This window comes from uncultured Campylobacter sp., from assembly GCF_905373215.1.
Lineage (GTDB): Bacteria > Campylobacterota > Campylobacteria > Campylobacterales > Campylobacteraceae > Campylobacter_B.
On record NZ_CAJPRT010000005.1, the window covers coordinates 112,770 to 135,712 of the forward strand.

Annotated in this window: 22 protein-coding genes; 20 read left to right on the plus strand and 2 right to left on the minus strand. The window is 47.0% G+C overall.

Annotated elements, in window-relative coordinates:
- Window positions 1-2: 2 nt before the first annotated feature.
- Window positions 3-1,184, minus strand: coding sequence for a bifunctional phosphopantothenoylcysteine decarboxylase/phosphopantothenate--cysteine ligase CoaBC (coaBC, locus tag QZ176_RS04110; protein ID WP_295151408.1), 1,182 nt, complete (start codon window positions 1,182-1,184; stop codon window positions 3-5).
- Entirely contained in the window at window positions 1,177-2,478 is a 1,302-nt protein-coding gene (gene glmU, locus QZ176_RS04115; RefSeq protein WP_295151409.1) for a bifunctional UDP-N-acetylglucosamine diphosphorylase/glucosamine-1-phosphate N-acetyltransferase GlmU, read from the minus strand. Before glmU ends, coaBC begins: the two co-directional genes overlap by 8 nt.
- Before the next feature lie 151 nt (window positions 2,479-2,629).
- On the opposite strand from glmU, the gene QZ176_RS04120 reads away from it, so the two are divergent.
- The 20 genes from QZ176_RS04120 to QZ176_RS04215 all read left to right on the plus strand — a co-directional run bounded on the left by QZ176_RS04120 (window position 2,630) and on the right by QZ176_RS04215 (window position 22,799).
- Window positions 2,630-3,499 carry an EamA family transporter gene (locus QZ176_RS04120; protein WP_295151410.1) on the plus strand — a complete coding sequence of 290 codons (870 nt, stop codon included), beginning with the start codon at window positions 2,630-2,632 and terminating at the stop codon, window positions 3,497-3,499.
- Window positions 3,500-3,563: 64 nt separating this feature from the next.
- The gene (locus QZ176_RS04125) at window positions 3,564-4,745 is read left to right on the plus strand and encodes an efflux RND transporter periplasmic adaptor subunit (protein ID WP_295151411.1); all 1,182 of its coding nucleotides are present in this window, start codon (window positions 3,564-3,566) and stop codon (window positions 4,743-4,745) included.
- Window positions 4,746-4,766: 21 nt separating this feature from the next.
- Entirely contained in the window at window positions 4,767-6,695 is a 1,929-nt protein-coding gene (locus QZ176_RS04130) for a MacB family efflux pump subunit (protein ID WP_295151412.1), read from the plus strand.
- A gap of 13 nt (window positions 6,696-6,708) precedes the next feature.
- Window positions 6,709-8,067 carry a TolC family protein gene (locus tag QZ176_RS04135; RefSeq protein WP_005873225.1) on the plus strand — a complete coding sequence of 453 codons (1,359 nt, stop codon included), beginning with the start codon at window positions 6,709-6,711 and terminating at the stop codon, window positions 8,065-8,067.
- Complete coding sequence (locus tag QZ176_RS04140) at window positions 8,064-8,420, plus strand: hypothetical protein (RefSeq protein WP_295151413.1); 357 nt, start codon at window positions 8,064-8,066, stop codon at window positions 8,418-8,420. The genes QZ176_RS04135 and QZ176_RS04140 overlap by 4 nt, the downstream gene beginning before the upstream one ends.
- A 75-nt stretch (window positions 8,421-8,495) precedes the next feature.
- Window positions 8,496-8,630: a 50S ribosomal protein L34 gene (rpmH, locus tag QZ176_RS04145; protein WP_005873223.1), complete on the plus strand. Its 135-nt coding sequence runs from the start codon at window positions 8,496-8,498 to the stop codon at window positions 8,628-8,630.
- A gap of 14 nt (window positions 8,631-8,644) precedes the next feature.
- Entirely contained in the window at window positions 8,645-8,953 is a 309-nt protein-coding gene (gene rnpA, locus QZ176_RS04150) for a ribonuclease P protein component (RefSeq protein WP_295151429.1), read from the plus strand.
- Window positions 8,950-9,297: a membrane protein insertion efficiency factor YidD gene (gene yidD, locus QZ176_RS04155; protein WP_295151414.1), complete on the plus strand. Its 348-nt coding sequence runs from the start codon at window positions 8,950-8,952 to the stop codon at window positions 9,295-9,297. Before rnpA ends, yidD begins: the two co-directional genes overlap by 4 nt.
- A complete protein-coding gene (gene yidC, locus QZ176_RS04160) occupies window positions 9,287-10,930 on the plus strand; it encodes a membrane protein insertase YidC (RefSeq protein ID WP_295151415.1) in 1,644 nt (547 codons plus the stop codon). Before yidD ends, yidC begins: the two co-directional genes overlap by 11 nt.
- Window positions 10,927-11,682, plus strand: coding sequence for a Jag N-terminal domain-containing protein (locus QZ176_RS04165; RefSeq protein ID WP_295151416.1), 756 nt, complete (start codon window positions 10,927-10,929; stop codon window positions 11,680-11,682). Before yidC ends, QZ176_RS04165 begins: the two co-directional genes overlap by 4 nt.
- A gap of 2 nt (window positions 11,683-11,684) precedes the next feature.
- Window positions 11,685-13,433, plus strand: a complete 1,749-nt coding sequence (gene mnmE, locus QZ176_RS04170; protein ID WP_295151417.1) for a tRNA uridine-5-carboxymethylaminomethyl(34) synthesis GTPase MnmE — start codon at window positions 11,685-11,687, stop codon at window positions 13,431-13,433.
- 59 nt (window positions 13,434-13,492) lie between these two features.
- Window positions 13,493-14,374: a lysophospholipid acyltransferase family protein gene (locus tag QZ176_RS04175; RefSeq protein WP_295151418.1), complete on the plus strand. Its 882-nt coding sequence runs from the start codon at window positions 13,493-13,495 to the stop codon at window positions 14,372-14,374.
- Entirely contained in the window at window positions 14,344-15,807 is a 1,464-nt protein-coding gene (locus QZ176_RS04180; RefSeq protein ID WP_295151419.1) for an ELM1/GtrOC1 family putative glycosyltransferase, read from the plus strand. The genes QZ176_RS04175 and QZ176_RS04180 overlap by 31 nt, the downstream gene beginning before the upstream one ends.
- Complete coding sequence (locus tag QZ176_RS04185) at window positions 15,804-16,880, plus strand: glycosyltransferase family 4 protein (RefSeq protein ID WP_295151420.1); 1,077 nt, start codon at window positions 15,804-15,806, stop codon at window positions 16,878-16,880. Before QZ176_RS04180 ends, QZ176_RS04185 begins: the two co-directional genes overlap by 4 nt.
- The gene (locus QZ176_RS04190; protein ID WP_295151421.1) at window positions 16,877-18,064 is read left to right on the plus strand and encodes an O-antigen ligase family protein; all 1,188 of its coding nucleotides are present in this window, start codon (window positions 16,877-16,879) and stop codon (window positions 18,062-18,064) included. Before QZ176_RS04185 ends, QZ176_RS04190 begins: the two co-directional genes overlap by 4 nt.
- The gene (locus QZ176_RS04195; RefSeq protein WP_295151422.1) at window positions 18,061-18,876 is read left to right on the plus strand and encodes a polysaccharide deacetylase family protein; all 816 of its coding nucleotides are present in this window, start codon (window positions 18,061-18,063) and stop codon (window positions 18,874-18,876) included. Before QZ176_RS04190 ends, QZ176_RS04195 begins: the two co-directional genes overlap by 4 nt.
- Window positions 18,873-20,105, plus strand: a complete 1,233-nt coding sequence (locus QZ176_RS04200; protein ID WP_295151423.1) for a glycosyltransferase — start codon at window positions 18,873-18,875, stop codon at window positions 20,103-20,105. Before QZ176_RS04195 ends, QZ176_RS04200 begins: the two co-directional genes overlap by 4 nt.
- Window positions 20,093-21,259, plus strand: a complete 1,167-nt coding sequence (locus QZ176_RS04205) for a glycosyltransferase (protein WP_295151424.1) — start codon at window positions 20,093-20,095, stop codon at window positions 21,257-21,259. The genes QZ176_RS04200 and QZ176_RS04205 overlap by 13 nt, the downstream gene beginning before the upstream one ends.
- Complete coding sequence (locus QZ176_RS04210) at window positions 21,256-22,047, plus strand: polysaccharide deacetylase family protein (protein WP_295151425.1); 792 nt, start codon at window positions 21,256-21,258, stop codon at window positions 22,045-22,047. Before QZ176_RS04205 ends, QZ176_RS04210 begins: the two co-directional genes overlap by 4 nt.
- Complete coding sequence (locus tag QZ176_RS04215) at window positions 22,044-22,799, plus strand: glycosyltransferase family 2 protein (protein ID WP_295151426.1); 756 nt, start codon at window positions 22,044-22,046, stop codon at window positions 22,797-22,799. Before QZ176_RS04210 ends, QZ176_RS04215 begins: the two co-directional genes overlap by 4 nt.
- Window positions 22,800-22,943: the final 144 nt, after the last annotated feature.

Below are 22,943 nucleotides of genomic sequence, written 5' to 3' on the forward strand. Positions count from 1 at the left end.
GATCAGATTTTTTTCAGCTCAGCCGCGATTTTTAGGGCGACTTCGTCCTTCGGCGCGGTGTCTATTACGACCTGATCGTTTTTTGTGATGAAGGTGACCTTAAGGACGTCGCCGCCGAGCTTGATGATGTCGTCCAGCACGTTTAGGCAGACGGCGTCGAGATGCTTTTCATTTAGCATGCGTTTGGCCTCGCCGACGGCATTTTCGCGGTCGGTTTCGAGTTTAAAGCCCACCTTTTTGATATTTCCGCGCACGGAGCTTAAGATATCCTCGTTCTCGCCCAGGCGTAAATTCCAAATTTCGCCGATCTCCGCTTTTTTCACCTTGTCTTTGTAGCGCACCTTCGGCGAGTAATCGCTTACCGCGGCAGCCATTATCAAATATGCGCCGTCGGGGAATTTCGTGCTGTCAAGTGCTGATTTTAGCCCGATAGTACTTTCAAATTTAACGAGCTTGTATGGTAAATTTTCATACTCGTTGCTAGAGATCAGCGTTACGTCCGCACCTAGATAAAACAGCGCGTCGGCGAGCGCTTTGGAGGTTTTGCCGCTGGAGAAATTCGTAATGCCGCGCACGCTGTCGATCTTTTCGATCGTCGCGCCTCCGGTGATGATGACGGTTTTATCCTCCCAAAATTTATCGTTATAAAGCGCGCGCTTTAGCGTCTGCATTATCGCCTCGGTGCTTGCTAGCCCGCCCTTGCCGGTGTCGCCGCAAGCTAGGGTTTTTTCTATCGGATCGACGAAATACGCATTTACGCTCGCTTTTAGCATATCGATGCAGTTTTTCGTGATGTTGTTTTCAAGTAGCGCTGGATTTGCGGCCGGCGCGATAACCACCTTAGCGTGGGCGAAAGCCGCGTTTAGCACCTCTAAAAATACGTTGTCGCAGACGCCCCACGCGAGCTTGTTTATCGTATTTGCCGTCGCAGGCGCTATTAAAACTAAATCCACTTTGGAATAAGCGATGTGGTTGATGCCCGCCTGCCAGTTTTCGTTGGCTTTGCAAAGCACGGGGTGATCGCATAGCGCCTCGAAAGCTTTGTAGCTGACAAACTCCTGCACGCCGTCGCTAAGCGCGACATAGATGTCGAAATTCGACTTTTTCAGAGCGGATAAAATTTCAAACGCTTTGTAAAAACTGATACTCCCGCAAACCGCGAGTAAAACCTTTTTCTTATTCATCTTCGCTCCTAAAAAATTTATGGAAAAACCCATCTTTGTTGATTTGTTTGCTTCGGCTGATCGCCAGCGCGCCGCTTGGAACGTCGCTTGTGACAGTCGTGCCCGCGGCGATTATGACGTCGTCGGCCACCCGCACGGGCGCTACTAGCTGCGTGTCCGAGCCGATAAAGACATTTTTGCCGATTATCGTTTTGTATTTTTTCTTGCCGTCGTAGTTGCACGTAATCGTGCCGCAGCCGATATTGCTACCCTCATCGATCTCACAATCTCCGAGATAGCTTAAATGCCCCGCCTTGATCTTGTTTACTTTCGCGTTTTTAAGCTCGACGAAATTTCCGATATGGGTGCCTATAACTTCGCATTTTGGGCGTAGATGTGCCATCGGACCGATGTCGGAGTTTTTTATGACGCTATCTTCGATGACGCAGCCGCTTTTAATGAGCGAGCTTTCGATCACGCAAGGACCGATGATGCTTACGTTTTCTTGCAGCTCGCACTCGCCGATAAATTTCGCTCTGCCGTCGATGTAGATGCTTTGCGGTAGGCGCATTAAAACGCCTTGTTTCATCAAATTTTCTTTGATTTCGTTTTGCATTAAATTTTCGGCGATGCTGAGGGCGAGCTTATCGTTTATGCCCATGAAGCTTTGCTCGTCCACCCACACGGCGGCGCATTTTAGGCCCATATCTTTGGCAATTTTGATCGCGTCTGTGAGGTAGTATTCTTTTTGCGCGTTATCTGGTTTGATTTGCGGTAGGATCTGTTTTAGCGCGTCGCTTTTGAAGCAGTAGCAGCCGGCGTTTGCGTCTTTTACCGCTTTTTCCTCTTCGCTCGCGTCCTTTTGCTCGACGATCTTTAAAATTTCGCCGCCTCTGGTAATTACGCGGCCGTATCCGAAAGGATCGCGCGCGCTAAAAACGCTTAGATTTACTTCCGCGTCCGCCTCGCAGAGTTTGCGAAGCTCGGCACTTTTTACCAAAGGCATATCGCCGCAGATTATGAGCGTTTTGGCTCCGCGGATTTCGACCTCTTTTAGTCCGCCCGCAGTGCCGGGGAAATGCTCGTGGTCTTGTTTGTAAATTTTAGCGTTTGGGAAGTGCGCTAGAACCGCGTTTTTAACCTCGTCGAATTGGTAGTGTAAAATCACGCTCACGTCGTTTGAAATTTCGTAAGCTTTCTTTAAGATGTGGATTATCATCGGCTCGCCGCAAAGCTCGAAAAGAACCTTGGCCCTTTGCGACTTCATCCGAGTGCCCAGCCCTGCGGCAAGAACTATAACCGAAACGTCGTTCATTTTTACCCTTAAATTTCAAAAATCGGATAATTTTAACACATTTAAAATAAATAAAAACCTAAATTTATGCCGCGCAGGCGAAATTTAAATCCCAAATTCAACTAAAATTTTATAAAATGTCCGCTCAAATTTTAAAGCCTAGGCGGACGTTTTGAAAAAACTGATTTTGGTTACTTGTATTTGGGCTTTTAGTTTCTCTCTGATAGGCGAGTTTTTGCGCGGCATAGACAGCGCGTATTTGGCGTTTTCGCGCGTATCATTGGCGCTAATTTGCTTTTTGCCGTTTATGAAATTTCGCGGCGTAAATCCCGCTTTAGCGCTTAAAATTTGCGCCGTAGGCGCCGTGCAGATCGGCGTGATGTATATCTTCTACTACCGCAGCTTTGCGTATCTGAAGGTCTATGAAGTAGCGCTTTTTACGATATTTACTCCGTTTTACGTGACGCTGCTTTACGACGCGCTTAAGCTTAGATTTCGCGCGTTATACCTTTTCAGCGTCGCAGTCGCGGTGCTTGGGGCTTTGGTGATCAAATTCGGCGCAATAAGCTCCGAGTTTTTGACAGGCTTTTTGCTCGTACAAGGCGCAAATCTATGCTTCGGACTTGGACAGAGCGCGTATAAATTTATGCTGGAGCGCCACGGCTTTAGCGAGCAGAAGGAGCTTTTCGGCTACTTTTTTGTGGGGGCCGCCGCCGTTACGGCGATTGCCGCGATCGTGCTTGGGGATTTTTCTAAATTTAATCCCAGTTTCTCGCAAGGCGCGGTGATCGTGTATCTGGGTACGGTAGCCAGCGCTTTAGGGTATTTTTTGTGGAACAAAGGCGCGTGCGAAGTCGATAGCGGCGTGCTTGCGATTATGAATAACGCGCTCATCCCCGCAGCAATCGTCGTAAATTTGGTATTTTGGCAAAAGGATGCCGATCTGGCGCACCTACTTGCGGGCTCGGCGCTGATTTATGTTTCGCTAATTTTACATAAAAAGATCATGAAATTTTACGCCGTGCGCGAGCAAAGAATTTAGTATTTAACTAAAATTTTATATTTTTACATTAGAATTAGCCCTTATTTTATTTGAAGTTGGAAAAATGAAAAAAACCTTGAAATTTATCGTCTCTATCGTACTTATCTCTATTGCGATATATTTCTTATACGGTAAATTTTTTAAGCAAGAAGAGGCGCCGAAAGCTCTTACGACTAGACTTGAAAAGGGCGATATTAGAGGCACGGTGACGGCTGCGGGCGAGGTTTACGCCAGAGATTTGGTCGATGTGGGCGCGCAGGTAAGCGGTCAGATCAAAAAACTCTACGTCAAAGTGGGCGATAAGGTTCAAAAGGGCGATATGATAGCGCAGATCGACTCGGTCACGCAAGAAAACGAGATCGCGCAACAAAAGGCGCAGCTTCTGATTCACGAGGCAAATTTAGCTTCGGCAAAGATCGCCGCGGCAAACGCTAAAACGCAGTATAACCGCGAGCTTGAGTTGTATAAAAGAAACGCCGCTTCCAAAGAGGCTGTGGAAAACGCCAAAAATAGCGCCGCTTTAAAAGAGGCCGAGCAGAAGCAGATCGAGGCGCAGATCGAGCAGACCAAACTTCAGCTAAGCACCGCGGAGACAAATTTTGGCTACACTAAAATCACGGCTCCGATAAGCGGCACGATCGTTTCCATGCCGGTAGAGGAGGGCAAAACGGTAAATTCCAACCAAACTACGCCTACGATCGTAAAGATCGCCGATCTAAGCAAGATGGAGATCAAGATGCAAATCGCAGAGGGCGATATATCCAAAGTAAAGGTCGGAATGGACGTAGAATACTCCATACTATCGGATCTTGATAATATCAAAAAGGCTAAAATTTACAAGATCGATCCTGGTCTTACCACGCTTAGCGACGGGACTTACGATAAAACTTCCAATGGCTCTTCTTCCTCTAGTAGTAGCGATAGCGCGATCTATTTTTACGCAAAGATGCTCGTGGATAACGAAAACGATTTTTTAAAGATTGGAATGACGACCGAAAACAACATAATCGTAAGCGAAGCGAACAATACGAGCTACCTACCTACTTCGGTTATCAAGCGCGACGCGAAAGGCGATTACGTCACGGTGCTTAACGGCAAAGAGCCCGAGCAGCGATACGTAAAAACGGGCGTCAGCGACGATTTAAATACTGAAATTTTAAGCGGTTTGGATGAAAAAGACGAGGTGCTTATAGCCGACGGAAAAGCCGCGCCGTTAAATATGGACGGGCCTCCGATGGTGTTTTAGTTAAAATTTTATGGTGTAAAGATGCTAGAGCTTAAAGATATAAACAAAAAATTCATTCTCGGCGATAACGAAATCCACGTACTAAAGGACGTAAGTTTAAATATCGAAGCGGGCGAGTTTATATCGATAATCGGGCAATCCGGAAGCGGAAAATCGACGCTGATGAACATAATCGGCTGCATCGATACGCCAAGCGGTGGAAGCTACAAGATCGAAGGTCGCGAGACCGCGAATTTAAGCGGCGACGAGCTTGCGGCGCTTAGAAGTAAAAAATTCGGCTTTGTCTTTCAAAAATACAATCTCATCGCTACGATGGACGCGACCGCAAACGTCTCGCTGCCTGCGGTGTATGCGGGCGTAGGGGCGAGCGAACGGACGAAACGAGCGGTAGAGCTTTTGAATAAGCTGGAGCTTGGCGATCGCACCAAAAATTTACCGAGCAAGCTTAGCGGCGGGCAGCAGCAGCGCGTAAGTATCGCCCGCGCTCTGATAAACGGCGGCGAAGTGATTTTGGCAGACGAGCCTACCGGCGCGCTTGATAGCAAAAGCGGCGAGACGGTGATGCAAATTTTAACGGCGCTGCACAAAGAGGGTCACACCATCATCATAGTTACGCATGACGCGCATATTGCGGAATTTGCGGATCGTATCATCGAGATCAAAGACGGTAGAATTTTAAGCGATAAAAGAAAGGCTGAGCGGGTTTTTGAGCGCAAAAAAGAGCAGATCAAAACGAAAAATTCCTTTATATTTTGCAAAGATCAGCTCATCGAGAGCTTTAAAATGTCCATTAGCGCGATATTTTCGCATAAACTAAGATCGATTTTGACGATGCTAGGCATCATCATTGGCATTGCGTCTGTTATCTGCGTAGTAGCTCTCGGTAAGGGTTCGGAGGAAAAAATTTTATCCGAGATCCGCAAAATTGGCACCAATACGATCGATATCTTTCCTGGTAAAAATTTCGGCGATGTGCGAGCAGGCTTTGTGAGCACCCTTACGATAAGCGATTCTAAGGTTTTGGCGCGCCAGCCCTACGTCGATTATGCCACACCAAATGCTTCTGCAAGCGGTACGGCAACTTATGCGAATTTAAGCTCCAAGGCTCAACTGCGCGGTGGTGGCGTGAATTCTTTGGCGGTTAATGGCATAGATATAGAAGATGGTAGAAATTTTAGCGACGACGATATTAAAAATTCTGCCTCTGTCGCGATTATCGATCCAAACACTAAAAAAACATTTTTTAAAAATTCAGATCCGATCGGCAAGACGATTTTATTTTCGGGTAAGCCGCTTAAGATCATAGGAGTTTCGGGCAAGGATAAAAATGCCTTCGGAAGCAACGAAAATTTAAGAATTTACGCGCCGTACTCAACCGTGATGAATAAAATCACGGGCAATCGAAAAATCAGCTCTATCACCATCAAAATAAAAGACGATGTCAATACTCAAGTGGCCGAAGAGAGCCTAACTCAGCTACTTATCCAAAGACACGGCTCGCGGGATTTTCATACGATGAACGCAGATACTATCAAACAAACAATACAAAGCACTACCGGCACGATGACGATTTTGATCTCATCGATCGCAGTGATCTCGCTCGTCGTGGGCGGCATCGGAGTGATGAATATCATGCTCGTAAGCGTTACCGAGCGCACTCGCGAAATCGGCATCAGAATGGCGATCGGCGCGAAGCAATCCAACATCTTGCAGCAGTTTTTGATAGAGGCGATCTTGCTTTGCTCGCTCGGCGGAGCTTTAGGAATTTTAATCGCTTTAGCGCTTGGATTTGCGTTTAATACCATAAGCCCGGATTTTGCGATGAAATTCACTACAGCGCCTTTCGTGATCGCCTTTGCGGCGTCGTCCGCGATCGGTATAGTTTTCGGCTATCTGCCGGCAAGAAACGCCAGCAGATTAAATCCGATAGATGCTTTAGCACAAGAATAAACAAGGAGAGAAAATGATAAATTCCAAAGTAATTTTAAGCGGCGTTTTAGCTGTTTTTATCGGCGGTTGTGCCTCAAATCAAAGTGAGGTTGAATTTAAACCTGTAGAGCATTTCAAGGATGAAAATGCAAGCTATGAAATCGATACGCTGTGGTATAAAAAATATGGCGAATCGTACCTAAATAAGCTTGTAGATCAAGCCCTTGCGAATAACTATGATCTAAAAACAGCGGCTTTAAACGTTGAGAGTGCTTATGCAAATTTAGGGTTAAGTAGGGCTGATCTTTTTCCTACGCTAAGCAGCTCGTGGAGTGCGGGCGCTAATCGCGACATAAGCACCGGCTCGAATTGGAACAAAACCTATAGTTCGGGCTTTAACGTAAGCTACGAGCTTGATCTTTTCGGCAAGATCCGCTCGGCGGTAAATGCCGAGGGCTGGAACGCCAAAGCTAGCGAGTTTGACCTTGAAAATACTCGCCTGACTCTTATAAATTCCGTTGTAAGCGGCTACTTTGAGATGCTTTATCTAAACGATTCGCTAAAATGGACAAAACAGAATTTAAGCGATTACCGAGAGATCGAAAAAATAATCAAGGCAAAATATGATTATGGCAAGTCTGAGCAGCTAGATTACAGGCAGATTCAAAATTCTATCCTAGGGCTTGAAAACAAGGTCTTAAGCATTCAAAAAAATATCGAGGATAATCATAAATATATGAGAAATCTCATCTCTTCCAGCTTGCAATTTGATGATAACACCGATTCGATAAATTCCATAGAATTCCAAGGCGTTGATCTAAATGTGCCTTACACGGCGCTTGCTAACCGTCCCGACATTAGAGCTGCGATCGCTAGGTTAAATTCCAGTTTTTATGATGAACAGACCGCTAAGTTAAATTTCTTTCCTAGCGTGAATTTGGGCGCAGGGCTTACTAACGGGCAAGGCGTGAGCGCTAACGATAGTTTCAAGCTAAATTTTTTAAGCGGCAACGTAAGCATAAGTCTGCCGTTTTTGGATTATGCGAGGGTTGAAAACCGTCTTAAAATTTCAGAGATCGCTTTTCGCAAAAACGTCGTAAATTACGAACAGACGCTCTCTAACGCTACGAATGAGGTGCTAAATTTATATAGAATTTACCAGATCAATCTGGCTAGCCTTAAAAATTTAAGTGCCGCTTACGATGAAAAGGCGCGTATTGCCGATCTTTACGCCGCGAAATACGAAGCGGGCTCAAGCGAGCTAAAGGATATGCTAGAAGCTCGCACCGACGCCGTAAACGCTAAGATAAACGAGCTAAATCAAAGATATTTGACGCTACAAAATGAGGCGGCGATCTATCGCGCGATGGCAGGCAAATTTAAACGCAAATGAAAAAGGCTTTGATACTTTGGCTGCTTTGCGGTGCGATATTTGCTGATTGCACGGCAATAAGAGCGCAAGATGGGCGCGCAGTAAGCCTTGGTGTCAGCGCTTACGTTGCGAACGATAAACAATCAGAATTTGAGAAAAACCATAGTGAAATTCTGCTAAATCGTCAAAAAAATGAACTAGATAGGCAAAGCCTACAAAATAATTTGCAACGTGAATCAAAAGGCGTAGGCGACCACGATGATTTTTCGATGAAAAAACAGCCGATGCAAGACATCAAGGAGCGAAACAATAAAAATGAACAGGACTTAAAACTGCGCCGCAAAAAGCTGCAAGGCGACGCTTATCGGCGCTAGGGCTACTTTTGTTTATCGGTTTTTAAGTAAAGTTTCTATAAAATTTCAGCTTTACATTTTCTTAAAGGAACAGTTATGAAAAGAACGTACCAACCCCACAATACCCCTAAAAAGCGTACTCACGGCTTTCGCGTCCGCATGAAAACAAAAAACGGCCGCAGAGTTTTAAGTGCAAGACGTGCTAAAGGCAGAAGAAGATTGGCTGCGTAGGCGAATTCGCTGCGATAAGCGATAGCAAGGTTTTTTCGGAGGTTTATAAAAGTGCGGCGAAGTGGCATTGCGAATGCGCTGTCGTGTATTTTTTGGCGAGCGAGCAACGCAGATTTAGCGCGGTCGCCAGTAAAAAAATAGGCAACGCAGTCGTGCGAAATCGCGCCAAAAGGCTTCTGCGCGCAGCGTTTTATAATCAAAAAGACGCCATTGTTAGCGGAATTTTTATATTAATCGCAAAAAAGCGGATCATAGATATGAGCTTTGAAGACATCGAGCGAAATTTAAAATGGGCGTTTAAAAAGATCGGCGCAGTAAAATGAAGAAATTTTTTATAGCCGCGATCGGGTTTTATCGAAAATTTATTTCGCCTTTGCTACCGCGCTGTTGCCGTTATTATCCGAGCTGTTCGGAATACGCGCTTTATGAGTTTAAGTTTAACGGCGTCTTTGGCGCACTCTGCGCTGTAACGTCTAGAATTTTAAGATGCAATCCGCTCTTTAGCGGTGGCATAGATTATCCGATAATCGCGCGAAATTTCAAATTTTGCGTATTTTCTAAAATCCGCAGCAGCAATGCCTCTGCGGATAAATTTAAGCTTTGGTTTATACCATATAAAAAAAATAGATATTACGTCATACGACTAGGAGAAAATAGTGCTAGATAAACTTCCTCAATCAAAGCGCCTTGCTATTGCAATAGCAACTGCGCTCATATTTTTTGTAGCTTACGATCATTTTTATTTATCAAAAATTCGCGCCGCAATGGAGGCAAACGCAACCGCGGCGCAAATCGCGCAAAAAAATACCGCCAAGTCCGCTCCGCAAACTTCCGCCGCTGGTGTGAGCGCGCAGGGAGCGAATTTAAATACCGTAAATTCCATCTCTGCACCGTTAGTACGCGTAGTCGGAAAAGAAGCAAATTTTACGATCGACGGACTCGGTCGCATAAGCTCGTATGTGCTAAATGATGCTAAATTCCGTGACGAAAACGGCGATGCGATAAATTTGATCGATCCTAAATCACATTCTAAACCGCTTGAGATGCGCTTCGAGGACGCGGCGTTGAATGCAATGGCTTTCGATACTCCCTATAGCGCTTCATCTAGCGAGCTGGACGTACGAAACGGAGAGGCTAGTGTTACATTAAGTCAAAGTTTAGGCGCCGTTAGCATAAATAAAATTCTTACCTTTTATCCAAATGGTAGTTATAAATTGGATCTGAAGTTAAGCGGCAATGCGCGTTATTTTATCAGCCCCGGCTCGCGCCCGAACGTAGAAGTAGATAGCTATACGGTTCACGGCGTCATCGTTGGAAAACCGGGCGAAGCTGGAATTTCAGATAAAATCGCTTCATTTTTTACGGGCTCGCAGGCTATAAACGAAAGCGTAGAAATTTTTAAAGATGGCGACGTGGATAAAAACGAGCGAATAAGTGGCGCAAATATCGCTGCAAGCTCCGATCGCTATTATACGACGCTATTTTACGGAGAAAGCTTGAATGTGACCGTGACTGACGCAGATAAAATTTCGCAGGTTTTCATAGGCTCAGACGGCGATCTTAGTCTTACGGGCTATATCGGCGCGAAAGATCACGCGACGCTAAGCTCGATAAATCCTGCTCTTACGCACATTATCGAATATGGCTGGTTTACTTTCATCGCCCGCCCGATGTTTAAATTTCTAAACTGGTTGCACGGCTATATCGGTAACTGGGGCTGGTCGATCGTCGTGCTTACGCTCATCATCCGCCTAATCTTATTCCCGCTAAGTTACAAGGGAATGCTATCTATGAATAAGCTAAAAGATCTGGCGCCCAAGATGAAAGAGCTTCAAGAAAAATACAAGGATGATAAGCAAAAGCTGCAGATGCATATGATGGATCTGTATAAGAAAAACGGCGCCAATCCGATGGGCGGCTGCTTACCGATCCTGCTTCAAATACCGGTATTTTTCGCGATCTACCGCGTGCTGCTTAATGCGATCGAGCTAAAGGGCGCGGAGTGGGCGCTGTGGATCCACGATCTGTCGCTTAAAGATCCATATTACATCCTGCCGATTACGATGGGAATTTTGATGTTTTTGCAGCAAAAGATTACGCCGACTACATTTACCGATCCGATGCAAGAGAAGATGATGAAATTCTTGCCGCTCATTTTTACGGTATTTTTTGTGATGTTCCCTGCTGGTCTTACGCTATACTGGACGGTAAATAATTTCTGCTCCATTATCCAGCAATACGTCATTAATAAAGCCTTTGCTAGGCATAAACAAGCTCAAATAGCGGAGAAAAAATCATGATAATTGAAGCAGAAAATTTAAAAGACGCATATAATAAAGCAGCAGCTGAGCTTGGATGTTCGGTAACGCAGCTTAACGTGCGCGTCCTGCAACACCCAAGCGGCGGATTTTTGGGTTTTTTCAAGAAAAATGCCATTATAGAAGCGGTTTTGGAAGGGGAGAAATTTAGCGAAAATCCGGAATTTAACGCCTCGCAAAATAAAGCCGGCAAAGCAGAGAAAAAGCAGGGCGATAAATCAGAGCCACAAAATTCGCGCGCCACGCATTCTAAACATCGCAAAGAAAAGCAAAAGGGCATTGTGACGGATGAAATTCTATCCGATATCAAAGAGAAGCTATCTGCACTTTTCAGATCAAGCGAGTTTAATATCGAAGTTAGCGATGTTAGCAAAATCGACGAAAATACCGTCTATATCAAGCTACAAGGCGAGGATAGCGCGCTTTTGATAGGCAAAGAGGGGCACCGCTACAAGGCACTTTCGTATATGATTTACAACTGGATCAGCATTAGATATGATCTTGCTGTGGTTTTTGAAATCGCGGAATTTTTACAAAATCAAGAACGATTTATCGATTCTTATGTAAATGCACTCGTGGAACGCTCCGGAAATGAGCGTATCGTCACGAAGGCTTTTGATGGCGCATTTATCAAAATCGTAGCCGACAAGCTAAAACAAGCATATCCGGATCGTTTCGTGGGTATCAAATCCACGCGTAGCGGCAAAATCGTCATCGTAGACGAAAAAAGCTAATCGTGAGCGAGACTATCGCCGCTATCGCTACGGCTCACGGCATCGGCGGAATTTGTATAGTTAGAATTTCAGGCGAGGAAGCACTGTCTATCGCTTTAGGCCTTTCACATCGCAGTTCTTTGCGCCCTCGCTATGCTACGCTTGTGAATCTTTTTGACGCGAGCGGCGAAGCGTTCGGCGAGGCGATTTTGATATATTTTAAAGCTCCGCATAGCTTTACCGGCGAGGATGTCGTAGAAGTGCAGACCCACGGCGGCTTTACGGCTTCATCCTTGGCGTTAGATGCCGTGCTGGCTTTGGGTGCGCGCATAGCAAATCCGGGCGAGTTTAGTAAGCGAGCGTTTTTAAATGGCAAAATGGATCTTAGTAAAGCTGAAGCCATAAGCGATCTGATTAATTCGCGCTCGCAAAGTGCGGCTAAAATTTTAGCTAGAAACCTGCGAGGCGAGCTAGCAGACTTCGTCACAAATCTGCGCGAGGCTCTGGTTAAAACGCTAGCTTTTGTCGAGGTTTGCATCGACTACGCGGAGGACGATCTGCCTTCTGATGTGCTGCAAAACTCTCAAGAAATGCTTAGCCAAAATATCGCTTCTCTAGAAAAAATCACTCGCATCAGCCGCAGCCGAAGAGGGCTAATCGAGGGCTTTAAAGTAGCGATTGTGGGTAAGCCCAATGTCGGTAAATCAAGCATTTTAAACTCTATGCTGAGCTTTAGTCGCGCTATCGTGAGCGACGAAGCGGGCACTACGCGCGATCTCATTGAAGAAAGCCTGCAGATAGGCACTCATCTAATCCGTATAGTCGATACTGCAGGTATCAGACACAGCGGCTCAAAGCTCGAAAGTATCGGCATTTCATATTCGCTTCGCGCTGCAAGCGAGGCGGACGTGATTTTGGCAGTGTTTGATGCAAGTCGCGAATGGGACGCCGAGGACGCGCAGATCCTAAAAATACTGCGCGAACAAAAAGACAAAAAAATCATCTACGTTTTAAATAAATGCGACTTGTCGCGTAAATTTCATCCTAGCGTGGAGGATCTTGACGAGGATTTAGAGGCTTTTTCTGAAAAAAATTTCGCAACTGAAAATCCCATATCAGAGAATTTCACAGCCGAAAATTTAAAGCAAAGTCGGACCTGCGACGCTTCTTTAAATTCCTGCGCGCAGAATTTAAAAGCTAAAAATTTAAAATGTGACTTAAGCGCGCAAAATTCTACTTCCACAAATTCCGCGCCTACAAGCCAAATAGCCCTTGCTAATTTTATAAATCCGATGGAGCAGAATTCCACCGCAAAAGCGGGACTAGCATCGTCAAATACCGAGCGTGCTACTGCAAGCTGTGCTGCGGAGAATTTTACGAAAGATGATTCCAAACAAAATTCTTCAAATTCTATCGCGCCTAATAGCTCTGCAATAAATCCCGTTGGGCAAAATACCCAAGCAAATTCCATTTTTGCGCCGCTTGAAATTTCTGCAAATGAGGGCGTGGATAAAATTTTAACCGCGCTTGAGAGCTACTTAAATTCTCAAAATTTCGATGGCCTTATGCTAAGCAACGAGCGGCAAATTCTATCTTGCGAGAGCGCGCTCGCGGCTCTTAAAAACGCGAGCGAGCGCCTGTCTTGCGGCGAGCTTGAGCTTTTTGCATTTGAGATAAATCGCGCGATTGAGGCGATTGCACGTATTTCGCGTCCATTTGAGCGAGACGAAATTCTAGATGAAATGTTTAGCAATTTTTGCCTCGGTAAATAGCGTTTTAGCTACTAATTAGCCAAAATTCAATATAATCTCGCATTTAAAACGAGGTCTTTATGAAGGAAAGAATCCAATATTTTTTGGCGCTGGGTCTGATAAAATTTGCAAAATTCGCGCCGAAAAGCTTCATATTCGCATTTTTCGACAAGCTCGCACTTTTTGCATCGTGGAAGCTTAGTAGGCGCGTTAAAGTCGCACAAGACAACCTTCGCGCCGCCTATCCGCAAAAAAGCGAAAGTGAGCTTCACTCTCTTGCGATCGAGAATTTTCGCAGTATCGCTAGAACGCTTACCGACACGCTTTTATTTTACAATGGTAGACTAAAATTTGATGATCTGATTTCAAACGGCGAGCAGGCGCTAGAGCGCGTCCGAGAGCTAAAAGGTGATAATCCGCATGGGATTTTATTTTTTACGGCGCATTTTGGAAATTGGGAAATTCTAGCTAATTTTTTCGGCGCCAATGGCTTTCCTGTCTCGGTAGTCGGGCGTCGCAGCGATAATGAGTTGATCGAAGAGCGGCTCGTGGCGCCGTTTCGCGAGCGCTACGGCAACGATCTTATCTACAAGGACGATGCTATGCGCAGGCTCGTGCAGGCGCTAAAGCAGGGGCGCAACGTAGGCATTCTGCCCGATCAAAAGCCGGGCCCTAAAAATAGCCTGATTACGACCTTTTTTGGACGGCAGTGCTACACCACAAAGACCATCGCGTCGCTTTATTTGAAATTTCGCCCCGTGCTGATCCCGATCTTTGCGCGTCGCGGAGAGGATAATCGCTACGAGATCGTGATTAAGGATTTTCCGCCGCTACCTGAAGGGCTAAATAAGGACGAGGCCGAGCTGTTTATCACGCAAAAGTGCAACGACATTTTCGAAGAGGTCGTGCGAACCGCGCCGCAGCAGTGGTTTTGGATACACAAACGATGGAAGATGGACTGATGGCGCGGCAAATTTCAAGAGGCGATAGCAGACAGGGCGCCATAAGAAATTTATCCGCGCCGCAGGGCTCGCGCCTCTTTGCAAAAGAGCAAAGCGTCGAAAATTTAAGTAGAGCCGCGCGAGAAGGTAAAATTTTAAATCGCGAAAGCTCTATGGCGATCGCCGCCGTCGCGCGAGATTATAAAAATTCGAACTTTAAAAATTTCATATCGATTTGCGGCAGCCCCTCTTACATTTTGCGCCGTGAAAATTTTAGAGGTAAAAATTTAAGATCGGGTGCCTCAGATTACGCGTGGCACGCAGGCGGCAGCTCTCTAAATTTAAACAGCGAAAGCTCCTGCGTAAATCCTCCCACAGCAAAAAATTCGCATCGAAAAGCGCTCATCTTAAGCGACGGCCGCAAGGGGCACGAGAACCAAAGCATCGCATTTTGCGAGTTGAGAGGTCTTGAGTTTTGCATTTGCAAGATCGCTTACGCAAACAAGTTTCTTAAACTCTGCTCCTACGCGCTTGATTTTTTCGGGCTTTATTTTAAAATTTTTAAGTGCGATCTCGGTAGGGGCGGCACGGCGACGGACCGTAAAAACGGATCAAATTTAAATAATACCTCTTTAAACAGCCCCGCTGCATCAGATAGCATAAATCTAGATGCCACGCCGAATGGCACCAATTCAGATGCCGTATCATATAGCGCAAATTTAGACGCTGCATCAGATCGTAATTTAAATTTCGCAGATTTCGATCTGTTCGTAGGTGCGGGCTCTACGACCTATTATGCGCTGAAATTTTATGCGCGCAGATACGCAAAGCCGAGTATAGCGCTGATGTATCCGAAGGGCTACCGCAAGGATTTTAGCGTCATCATCGCAGGCGCGCATGATCGCCCAAAGCCGCGCGCAAATCTTAAAATTTCGCCCGTCTCGCTTAGTTTTTCGCGCCCGCAGGGGCTGTACCGGCCGCATCGCAAATCCATCGGATTTATCATCGGCGGGCCGAATTCCTGCTTTGAGATGGGGGATGAAATTTTAAAGCAGATTGAGAACGTAAGGGCGCAGTTTGCGGACTGCGAGTTTGCGCTAACGACCTCTCCGCGCACACAGCGGGCTACCGAGAGCGCGCTAGAAAAACTCGGCTGGGATTACAGCGTGATTTACGGCCGCGAGCCCGTAAATCCGATCGGCGATTTTTTGGCGCAGTGCGAGTGGGTTTTTATCAGCGAGGACAGCGTCTCGATGATAAGCGATGCCGTATCTAACGGGAGCACGAGCGTGGCTATTTTGAGTTTAAAGCGCAAAGATGCTCATAATAAATTTGACGATTTTATAAGCGCTCTCGTTTCTACTGGGCATGCTAGGCGCTACAACGAGGGTGCGAAGCCAAAAAAGACCGCGAAGTACGATCTTGGGGCGTTTGTGAGGGAGATAAAAATATGAGGGTCGTGCAAATCTTGCCCGAGCTTAACGAAGGCGGCGTCGAGCGCGGCGTAGTCGAGCTAAATAGGGAGTTCGCACGACGCGGCATCGAAAATTTCGTTATCAGTAACGGCGGCAAATTGGCGCCAAAGATAGAAAACGAGGGCGGCGTGCACGTGCAGCTCGACGTTTGCTCCAAAAATATCCTAAGCGTTGCGGCGCGCGTTTTAAAGCTGCGTAAAATTTTAAGTGGGATCGCTCCCGACATAGTGCATGTCCGCTCACGCGTGCCGGCGTGGCTGGTTAAATTTGCTCACCCCAAAGCAAAGATCGTAAGCACCGTGCATGGGATAAATTCCGTAAATTTTTACAGCAAAATCATGACGGATACGGACGCGATCATCTGTCCTAGCGGCTATGCGCGCGATCACGTGGTGAAAAGCTATGGCACGGATGCGGCCAAGATCACGATCATTCCGCGCGGTATTGATTTAGCGAAATTTAATCCCAAAAATTTAGACGAGCGCTTCATCGCGGAATTTAGACAGAACTTTAACCTCGCGCAGGATGATTTCATCGTCTCTGCCGTGGGGCGCATCACGCAGATTAAGGATTACAAAACCCTGATCCGCGCCGCGGCTTTGGCAAGCGAACAAAATCTCAAAATTTTGATCGTAGGCGGTGTGAGAGCGGATCGCGACGAGTATTTTTCCGAGCTAAAATCGCTCGTAGAGGGGCTTGGACTGGGCGAGCGCGTAATTTTTACGGGTTCGCAGAGCAAGGTAGCCGAAATTTACTCGCTCTCGTCGGTTACGGTAAGCGCCTCAAGCAAGCCCGAGAGCTTCGGGCGTTCGATGGCTGAGGCGATCGCGCTGAACTGCCCCGTGATCGCGACCCGCCACGGCGGCGCGCTAGATATCATAAAAGAGGGCGAAAACGGCTATTTTTTTGACGTAGGCGACGCGCAGGCGCTGGCGGGGCTGTTTGCCCCCGCGCGCGAGCTGAAATTTGACGGCTACGGCTACGTTTCGCAAAACTTCAGCCTAGAGCAGATGGTAGAAAAAACGATAAAGGTTTATGAGAGTTTAATATGAAAAAATTTTTTTACGAAAATGGCGCGCCTAGCGGCTGGAGGATTACATTTTTAACGCTGCTGCTTCTTTGGTGCGCGTCGCTGTTTTTTAAAAACGCGGTCTATCAGATCTCCTTTGCGGCGCTAAATTTATTCTTTTTGGCGCATCTATTGTATTTTAAAAACTACGCAATCCTAAGCGAAATTTTGAAAAAAACGCGATTTATCGCGATCTGCTTCGTCTGTTTAGTGGCGACGCTAGCGATCTCAAACCTCTTAAACGAGGCTCTTATCTCAAAAAAGGCATGGCAGAGCACCCTATTTTTCGTCCTTCGATACGGCTCGATATTTTTGGCGCTTTGTTATTTTTATAAGCTTAAATTTTTTGATGAAAACGCCGTTTTTGCCTTTCTGTTCGTAGGGCTTGGAATTTTATCGGCGAGCGTGATCTATCAGTTTGCAAGTAGCAGCGACGCAATCGTCTTTTCAAGCGACTCTGTTCGCGGAGGTCTTAGCGGAGCGCTTTCGAACCGCAATATTTTAGGGCTTTTTATGGGCTTTGGGCTCTGCCTTAGCGCGGTGGCGATACGGCGGCCTTTAGCGCTTAAATTTGCGGCTCTGCTTTTGTTTGCCTTTTTTATGATCTTTTCATTTTCCAGAGCGGCGTGGGTCGGTGCGTTTTGTGCGCTCGCGTTTTACGGCACGCTAAATTTAAAGAGCTTAAACAAAAAATACCTACTTTTCACGGTGGGTTTCATCGCACTTTTTGCCGTTTTGCTTGCGCTTTCGCCGTCGTTTGAGCAAAGGCTAGCCGCGCTATTTAGCGGCGATTCTTCAGGCAGGACCGTGATTTGGAGCTATATTTTAGAAATGGCGCAAGAAAAGCCTATCTTAGGCTACGGGCTGGGCTCATATATAAATTTGCCGGGCTCCCCGGTCCTTGAGCATCCTGAATATAACGCGCCGCATAATTTATTTTTAGAAATTTTACTTTATAGCGGCGCGCTCGGGCTTATCTTTTACGGCGCGATCCTATTCAGCGTTTTTAAGGAGTGCATTCAACGCAGGCAGTTTGGGGTTCTTACGCTTCTAATTTATCTTTTGATAGATTGCCAGTTTGACCACGGCGCGTATCTGTCGAAAGAAGCGCTAAGCCTGGCTACGATACTAAGCTTTTTAGCTTATCGCATGAGGATCGAGAGATGATCTACGCGGCGGCGGTTTTGGCTTTTGCGGCGCTTTTTGCGTGGTTTTGCCTGCGCTTTGCGTGGTGGGCGAAGGATCTGCCTTACGAGTATCCGCGCGTGCTGATGTATCATATGATCCGCGAGCATCTGCCAAAGAACGCCTCTAAATTTAACCGCCTACGCGTAACCCCCGCCGCGTTTGAAAAACAGCTTGCGTGGCTGAAGCGAAACGGCTTTACGAGCTACACTCTAAGTGAGCTTGCGAGTTTGGATAGCAAGCCTGTAAAGGCGGTTTGCATTACCTTCGACGACGGGTATCGCGATAATCTTACGGGCGCCCTGCCTCTTTTGCAAAAATACGGCTTTAAGGCGACGATTTTCATCGTGAACCGGCGCTTTGACGGGAATTGGGCGACCGATAAGGATCTGAAAAAATCAAGCGACGAGCTAAATCGCGAGGAGATGTTAAGCGACGAGGAAGTTCGTGAGCTTTTGCAAAGCGGGCTTATCGAGATCGGCTCGCATACGCTGGATCACGCAAATTTGCCTAGCTTGGGTGCGGCAGAGCAGCTGCGCCAGATGAGTGAATCAAAGCGCGAAATAGAGGCGAAATTTGAGATCTCTTGCGGCGCCTTTGCCTATCCATTCGGCTTTTACGACGAGATTAGCGTGCGTTGCGCGCGCGAGGCGGGCTTTAGCTGCGTCGTTACGACGCGAAACGATGTGTTGCGCCCGCACTACTCAAATTTTGAAATTCCGCGCATCATGGTTAGCGGCAGGCAGGGGCTTTTGAGCTTCATTTTGAAGATGAAGAAGGGCAGAAATAGATGAAAATCGCCTATCTTTGCTGCTCCAGATTTTACGGCGGCGTCGAAAAGATCGTGATCGACTCGCTAAATGAGCTTTGCAAAAGCGAGCACGCGGCGCTAATCGTGCCCGATAGATGCGAGTTTTTGCAGCGTCTGGATGCGCGCGTGCAAATTTATCAGTACAAAAGCCGCGACAAGCGCTACAATCCGTTTTTGTTCGCTGAAATTTATCGGTTTTTACGCTCGGGCGGATTTGAAATTTTACATTCGCACGGCGCCAAAGCCGCGCAGATCGGCTTTGTAGTTGAAAAATTTCTAAACCTTAAGCTTGTTGCGACCAAACACAACGACCGAAAAGCGCCCGTTTTTGATCGCGTGCGAAACGTCATCGCAGCCTCGCGCAAGGTCGCAACCACGATAAATCACGCCGCGAAGGTGATATATTTCGGCATAGAGCCGCGGCGGGGGTTTGAAAATCATGAAATTTTCGCGCGCTGCAAGGATGCGGAGGGCGCCGCAAATAGGGTGCTTGAGAGAAAAAAAGATGAGCGTGGCGACTCGGGTAGTGGCACGTTCGCGTCGCAAAACATGGCTGGCGCTGCATTTGCGTCGCAAGGTACGCCTAGCGAGGCGCGCGTGTCGCAAGATAGGGCTTTGGATGCGGACGCATCGCTAAATAAGACTAGCAGCGTATTCGTATCGCAACAGAGCGCAAACGCGGCGGCGGAAAATTTTAAATTTAGCATCGTCGCGGTCGGCAGGCTCGATAAGATCAAGGGTTTTGATCTTTTGATCCGCGCCGCAAGCGAGCTGAAATTTGATTTCGAGCTTAAAATTTACGGGCAGGGCGGCGAGAGGCAAAATTTGCAAAATTTAATCGATTCGCTAAAATTGCAGGACCGCGTGCGGCTGTGCGGCTTTTGCGACGACGTTGCGGCGGTTCTGAGCACGTCGCACCTGCACGTCATCAGCTCGCGCAAGGAGGGCTTTCCGGTGATTTTGATCGAAGGTATTTTTTATTCGCCCGTGCTGATATCCACCCGCGTGGGCGGAATTTCGGAAATTTTAAGCGAGGAGTTTTTATGCGAGGCGGCAGCTCTGGGCGCTAAGATCGGTGAAATTTACCGCACTTACGGCAAATACGCCCGGGTTTTTGCGCAAAAACACGCCAAGTTCAAGCAAACTTTGACGCTGCAAAATTATATTAGCTCGCTTAAAAATTACTACGAGGAGCTGTTATGCGAAGCCTAAAGATCGTGCATTGCGGCATTTTCAACGAATACGACGACGGCAGTTTTTTCTACGGCATGGAGCGCAAGATTAGCCACGGGCTCATCCGCGGCGGGCACTTCGTCTATGATTTTAGCTACCGCGATTGGGAGCGGAGCCTACGCTTTTGCGGGCTGAAAAACAGCGGGCTAGCTAAAATGAACGCCAAGCTCGTGCGTATCTGCGAAAGCATCGGTGCCGATCTGCTTCTAATCGGCAAGGGCGAAAAGATCGGTCTTAGCGCGCTGCGGGCGATAAAATCGGCGCTTCCTAAGATTAAAATCGCGATCTGGTACGTCGATCATCTGCAAGAAAAACGGGAATTTTTCGAAAAATTAAGTTTCATCGACGTGTTTTTTTGGGCGAATGCGCTGAAGCTGCGCGATCTTTCGGCAAGATACGGCGCGAAATTCGCCTTTTTCCCAAACATCTCCGACGCGGCGTTTGATAGACGCCTAGACGCCGATAAAACGACCGACGTGATCTACATAGCGCGCGATTATCAAGAGGACGTGAGGTATAAATTTGCGCTTTTGTTGCGCGATTTTTGCGAAAAAGAGGGGCTTAGGCTTAAAATTTTTGCGAGTCTCGGCGCGCCTGCCGTATTCGGCGATAAATTTCATCGCGAGATCGCGGCTGCAAAGATCGCGATAAATTTTAATCGCGACGACGAGCTTGAGTGCGCGAGTGTTCGTAAATTGCTCGGCGCGAGCGACCGCATGGCGCAGTTTTTAGGATGCGGCGTCTGCACTTTTAGCCCCAAGATCGCGGGGTTTGAGCGGCTTTATGAAGACGGCTCGGAGATAGTTTATTTTGACGGTCCTACGGATTGCTTTTCAAAGATCAAATGCCTTCTTGCTAGCGGCGAATACGCACGCATCGCGCGGCGCGGCAGAGCCAAGACGCTAAGGATCGCAAACGCCGCCCGAGTGACAAAATTTATGCTTGAGACGATCTTTGAAGAGAGCTTTGGCGCAGATGCCTGCGGTGAAATTTCTGATGAAAAATGCAGCGAGAGCGGCGGCGAACGTCACGACGCACCAAACGGAAGAGATAAAAACGAGCGGAGCGATTTTTACAGCGAGCCTTACGAATGGTGCGAGTTCGTCTATAAAAACGGAGAGAAATTCAGATGATTTATTTTGCGGCGTTTCTGATCTTTGTCGCCGCGGTGGGCGTTTCGCTGCGGTATAACTGGTGGCGGATCCCGCAGGGTTGGCATAAGGCGCGAGTGCTGATGTATCATAGCGTAGAGGAGCATAAGGGCGATAAATTCGACAAATGGCGGCTAAGGCCCGCTGATTTTGAAAGACAGATCGCGTGGCTTGCGAAAAACGGCTTTAGCAGCTTTAAGTTTAGCGAGCTTATCGCGCTAGAGCGGCTGCCTAAAAAGGCGGTTTGCATCACATTCGACGACGGGTTTGAAAATAATTTTACTAGCGCTTTTGAAATTTTGAAAAAATACGATTTCAAAGCGAGCATATTTTTAGTGCCGGACGCCGTGCAAAACGACTGGGAGCGCGCTAATACGACCCATCTCGCGCGAATGCTGAGCAAGGAGCAAATTTTAAAAATGCAAGCAAGCGGGCTAGTGGAGTTTGGCGCGCATACGATGCACCACGTAAATTTAGACCTTATCTACGCGAACGATCCGCAGCTAGCCGCAGATGAGATCATCACGTCCAAAGCTCGCGTAGCGCGTATTTGCGGGCGGCCGTGCGAGGTGTTTGCCTACCCGTACGGTAAATTTAACGACGAAATTTTAAATATCGCTAGATCAAATTTCAAAGGCGCGGTAGTCGTCAAGCGCGGACTTTACGAGGCGGGCGACGACAAATACGCCGTAAAGCGTATCGGTATTTTGGGCACGGAGGGGTTTTTTGATTTTTGGCTGAAATTTACGAGGATAAGGAACAAACTATGATTAAAGCGTCCGTTTATGCGATAGTGATGAATGAGGAGCGCCACATCGAGCGTATGCTACGTAGCGTGGCTGATTTTGCCGAGATCATAATCGTCGATAGCGGCAGCACCGATGCCACGCTGCAAATCGTGCGTAAATTTACCGATAAAATTTACCATCACGATTGGCAGGGCGAGGGGGTGCAGAAAAACTACGCATTTTCGCTATGTAGCAACGAATGGGTGCTCAATCTCGACGGCGATGAGGAGGTAAGTCCTGAGCTAAAAGGCGAGATAGAGGAGTTTATGAACCAGAGCGATTACTCGGCGCTGGATATTAAATTTCATGAATACTCGCTCGGGCGCAAGTGTTCGGGTCTCGTGCGCAAAAACACCCACATCCGCTTCTTTCGCAAGGAGTGCGGCGAGTATAAAAATATGGGCGTGCACGCGCAAATTTCGATCGTAAAGGGTGCGGTGAAAAAGAGCAAATTTTGCATTAATCACTTTAGCGAAAAGCCGATCGCCGAGCTCGTTATGAAAAACAACAACTACTCCACGCTACGCGCGCAGGGGGATTTTGAGAAGGGCAAGAAGCCGAGTCTTGCGAAGCTTTTGCTGATCTATCCGTTTGCGTTTTTTAAATCATACATTTTGCGCAGATCACTTTTTGACGGGCGCAAAGGATTTATCACGGCAAATATTAACGCATTTTACGCGTTTTTAAAAGAGGCGAAACTTTACGAGAAGTATCTTAAAAAGGGCGAAGATTAATCGAAATGATAGAAAATTTTAGCTATCATTGGGATCTAAATTTAACGGCGAAAAGGGCGAAAAAATGGACAAAAAAGTAGTAGCGGCACATAAAATTTCAGACGAAGAATATGAAAAAATTTTAAAAATTTTAGGTCGCGAGCC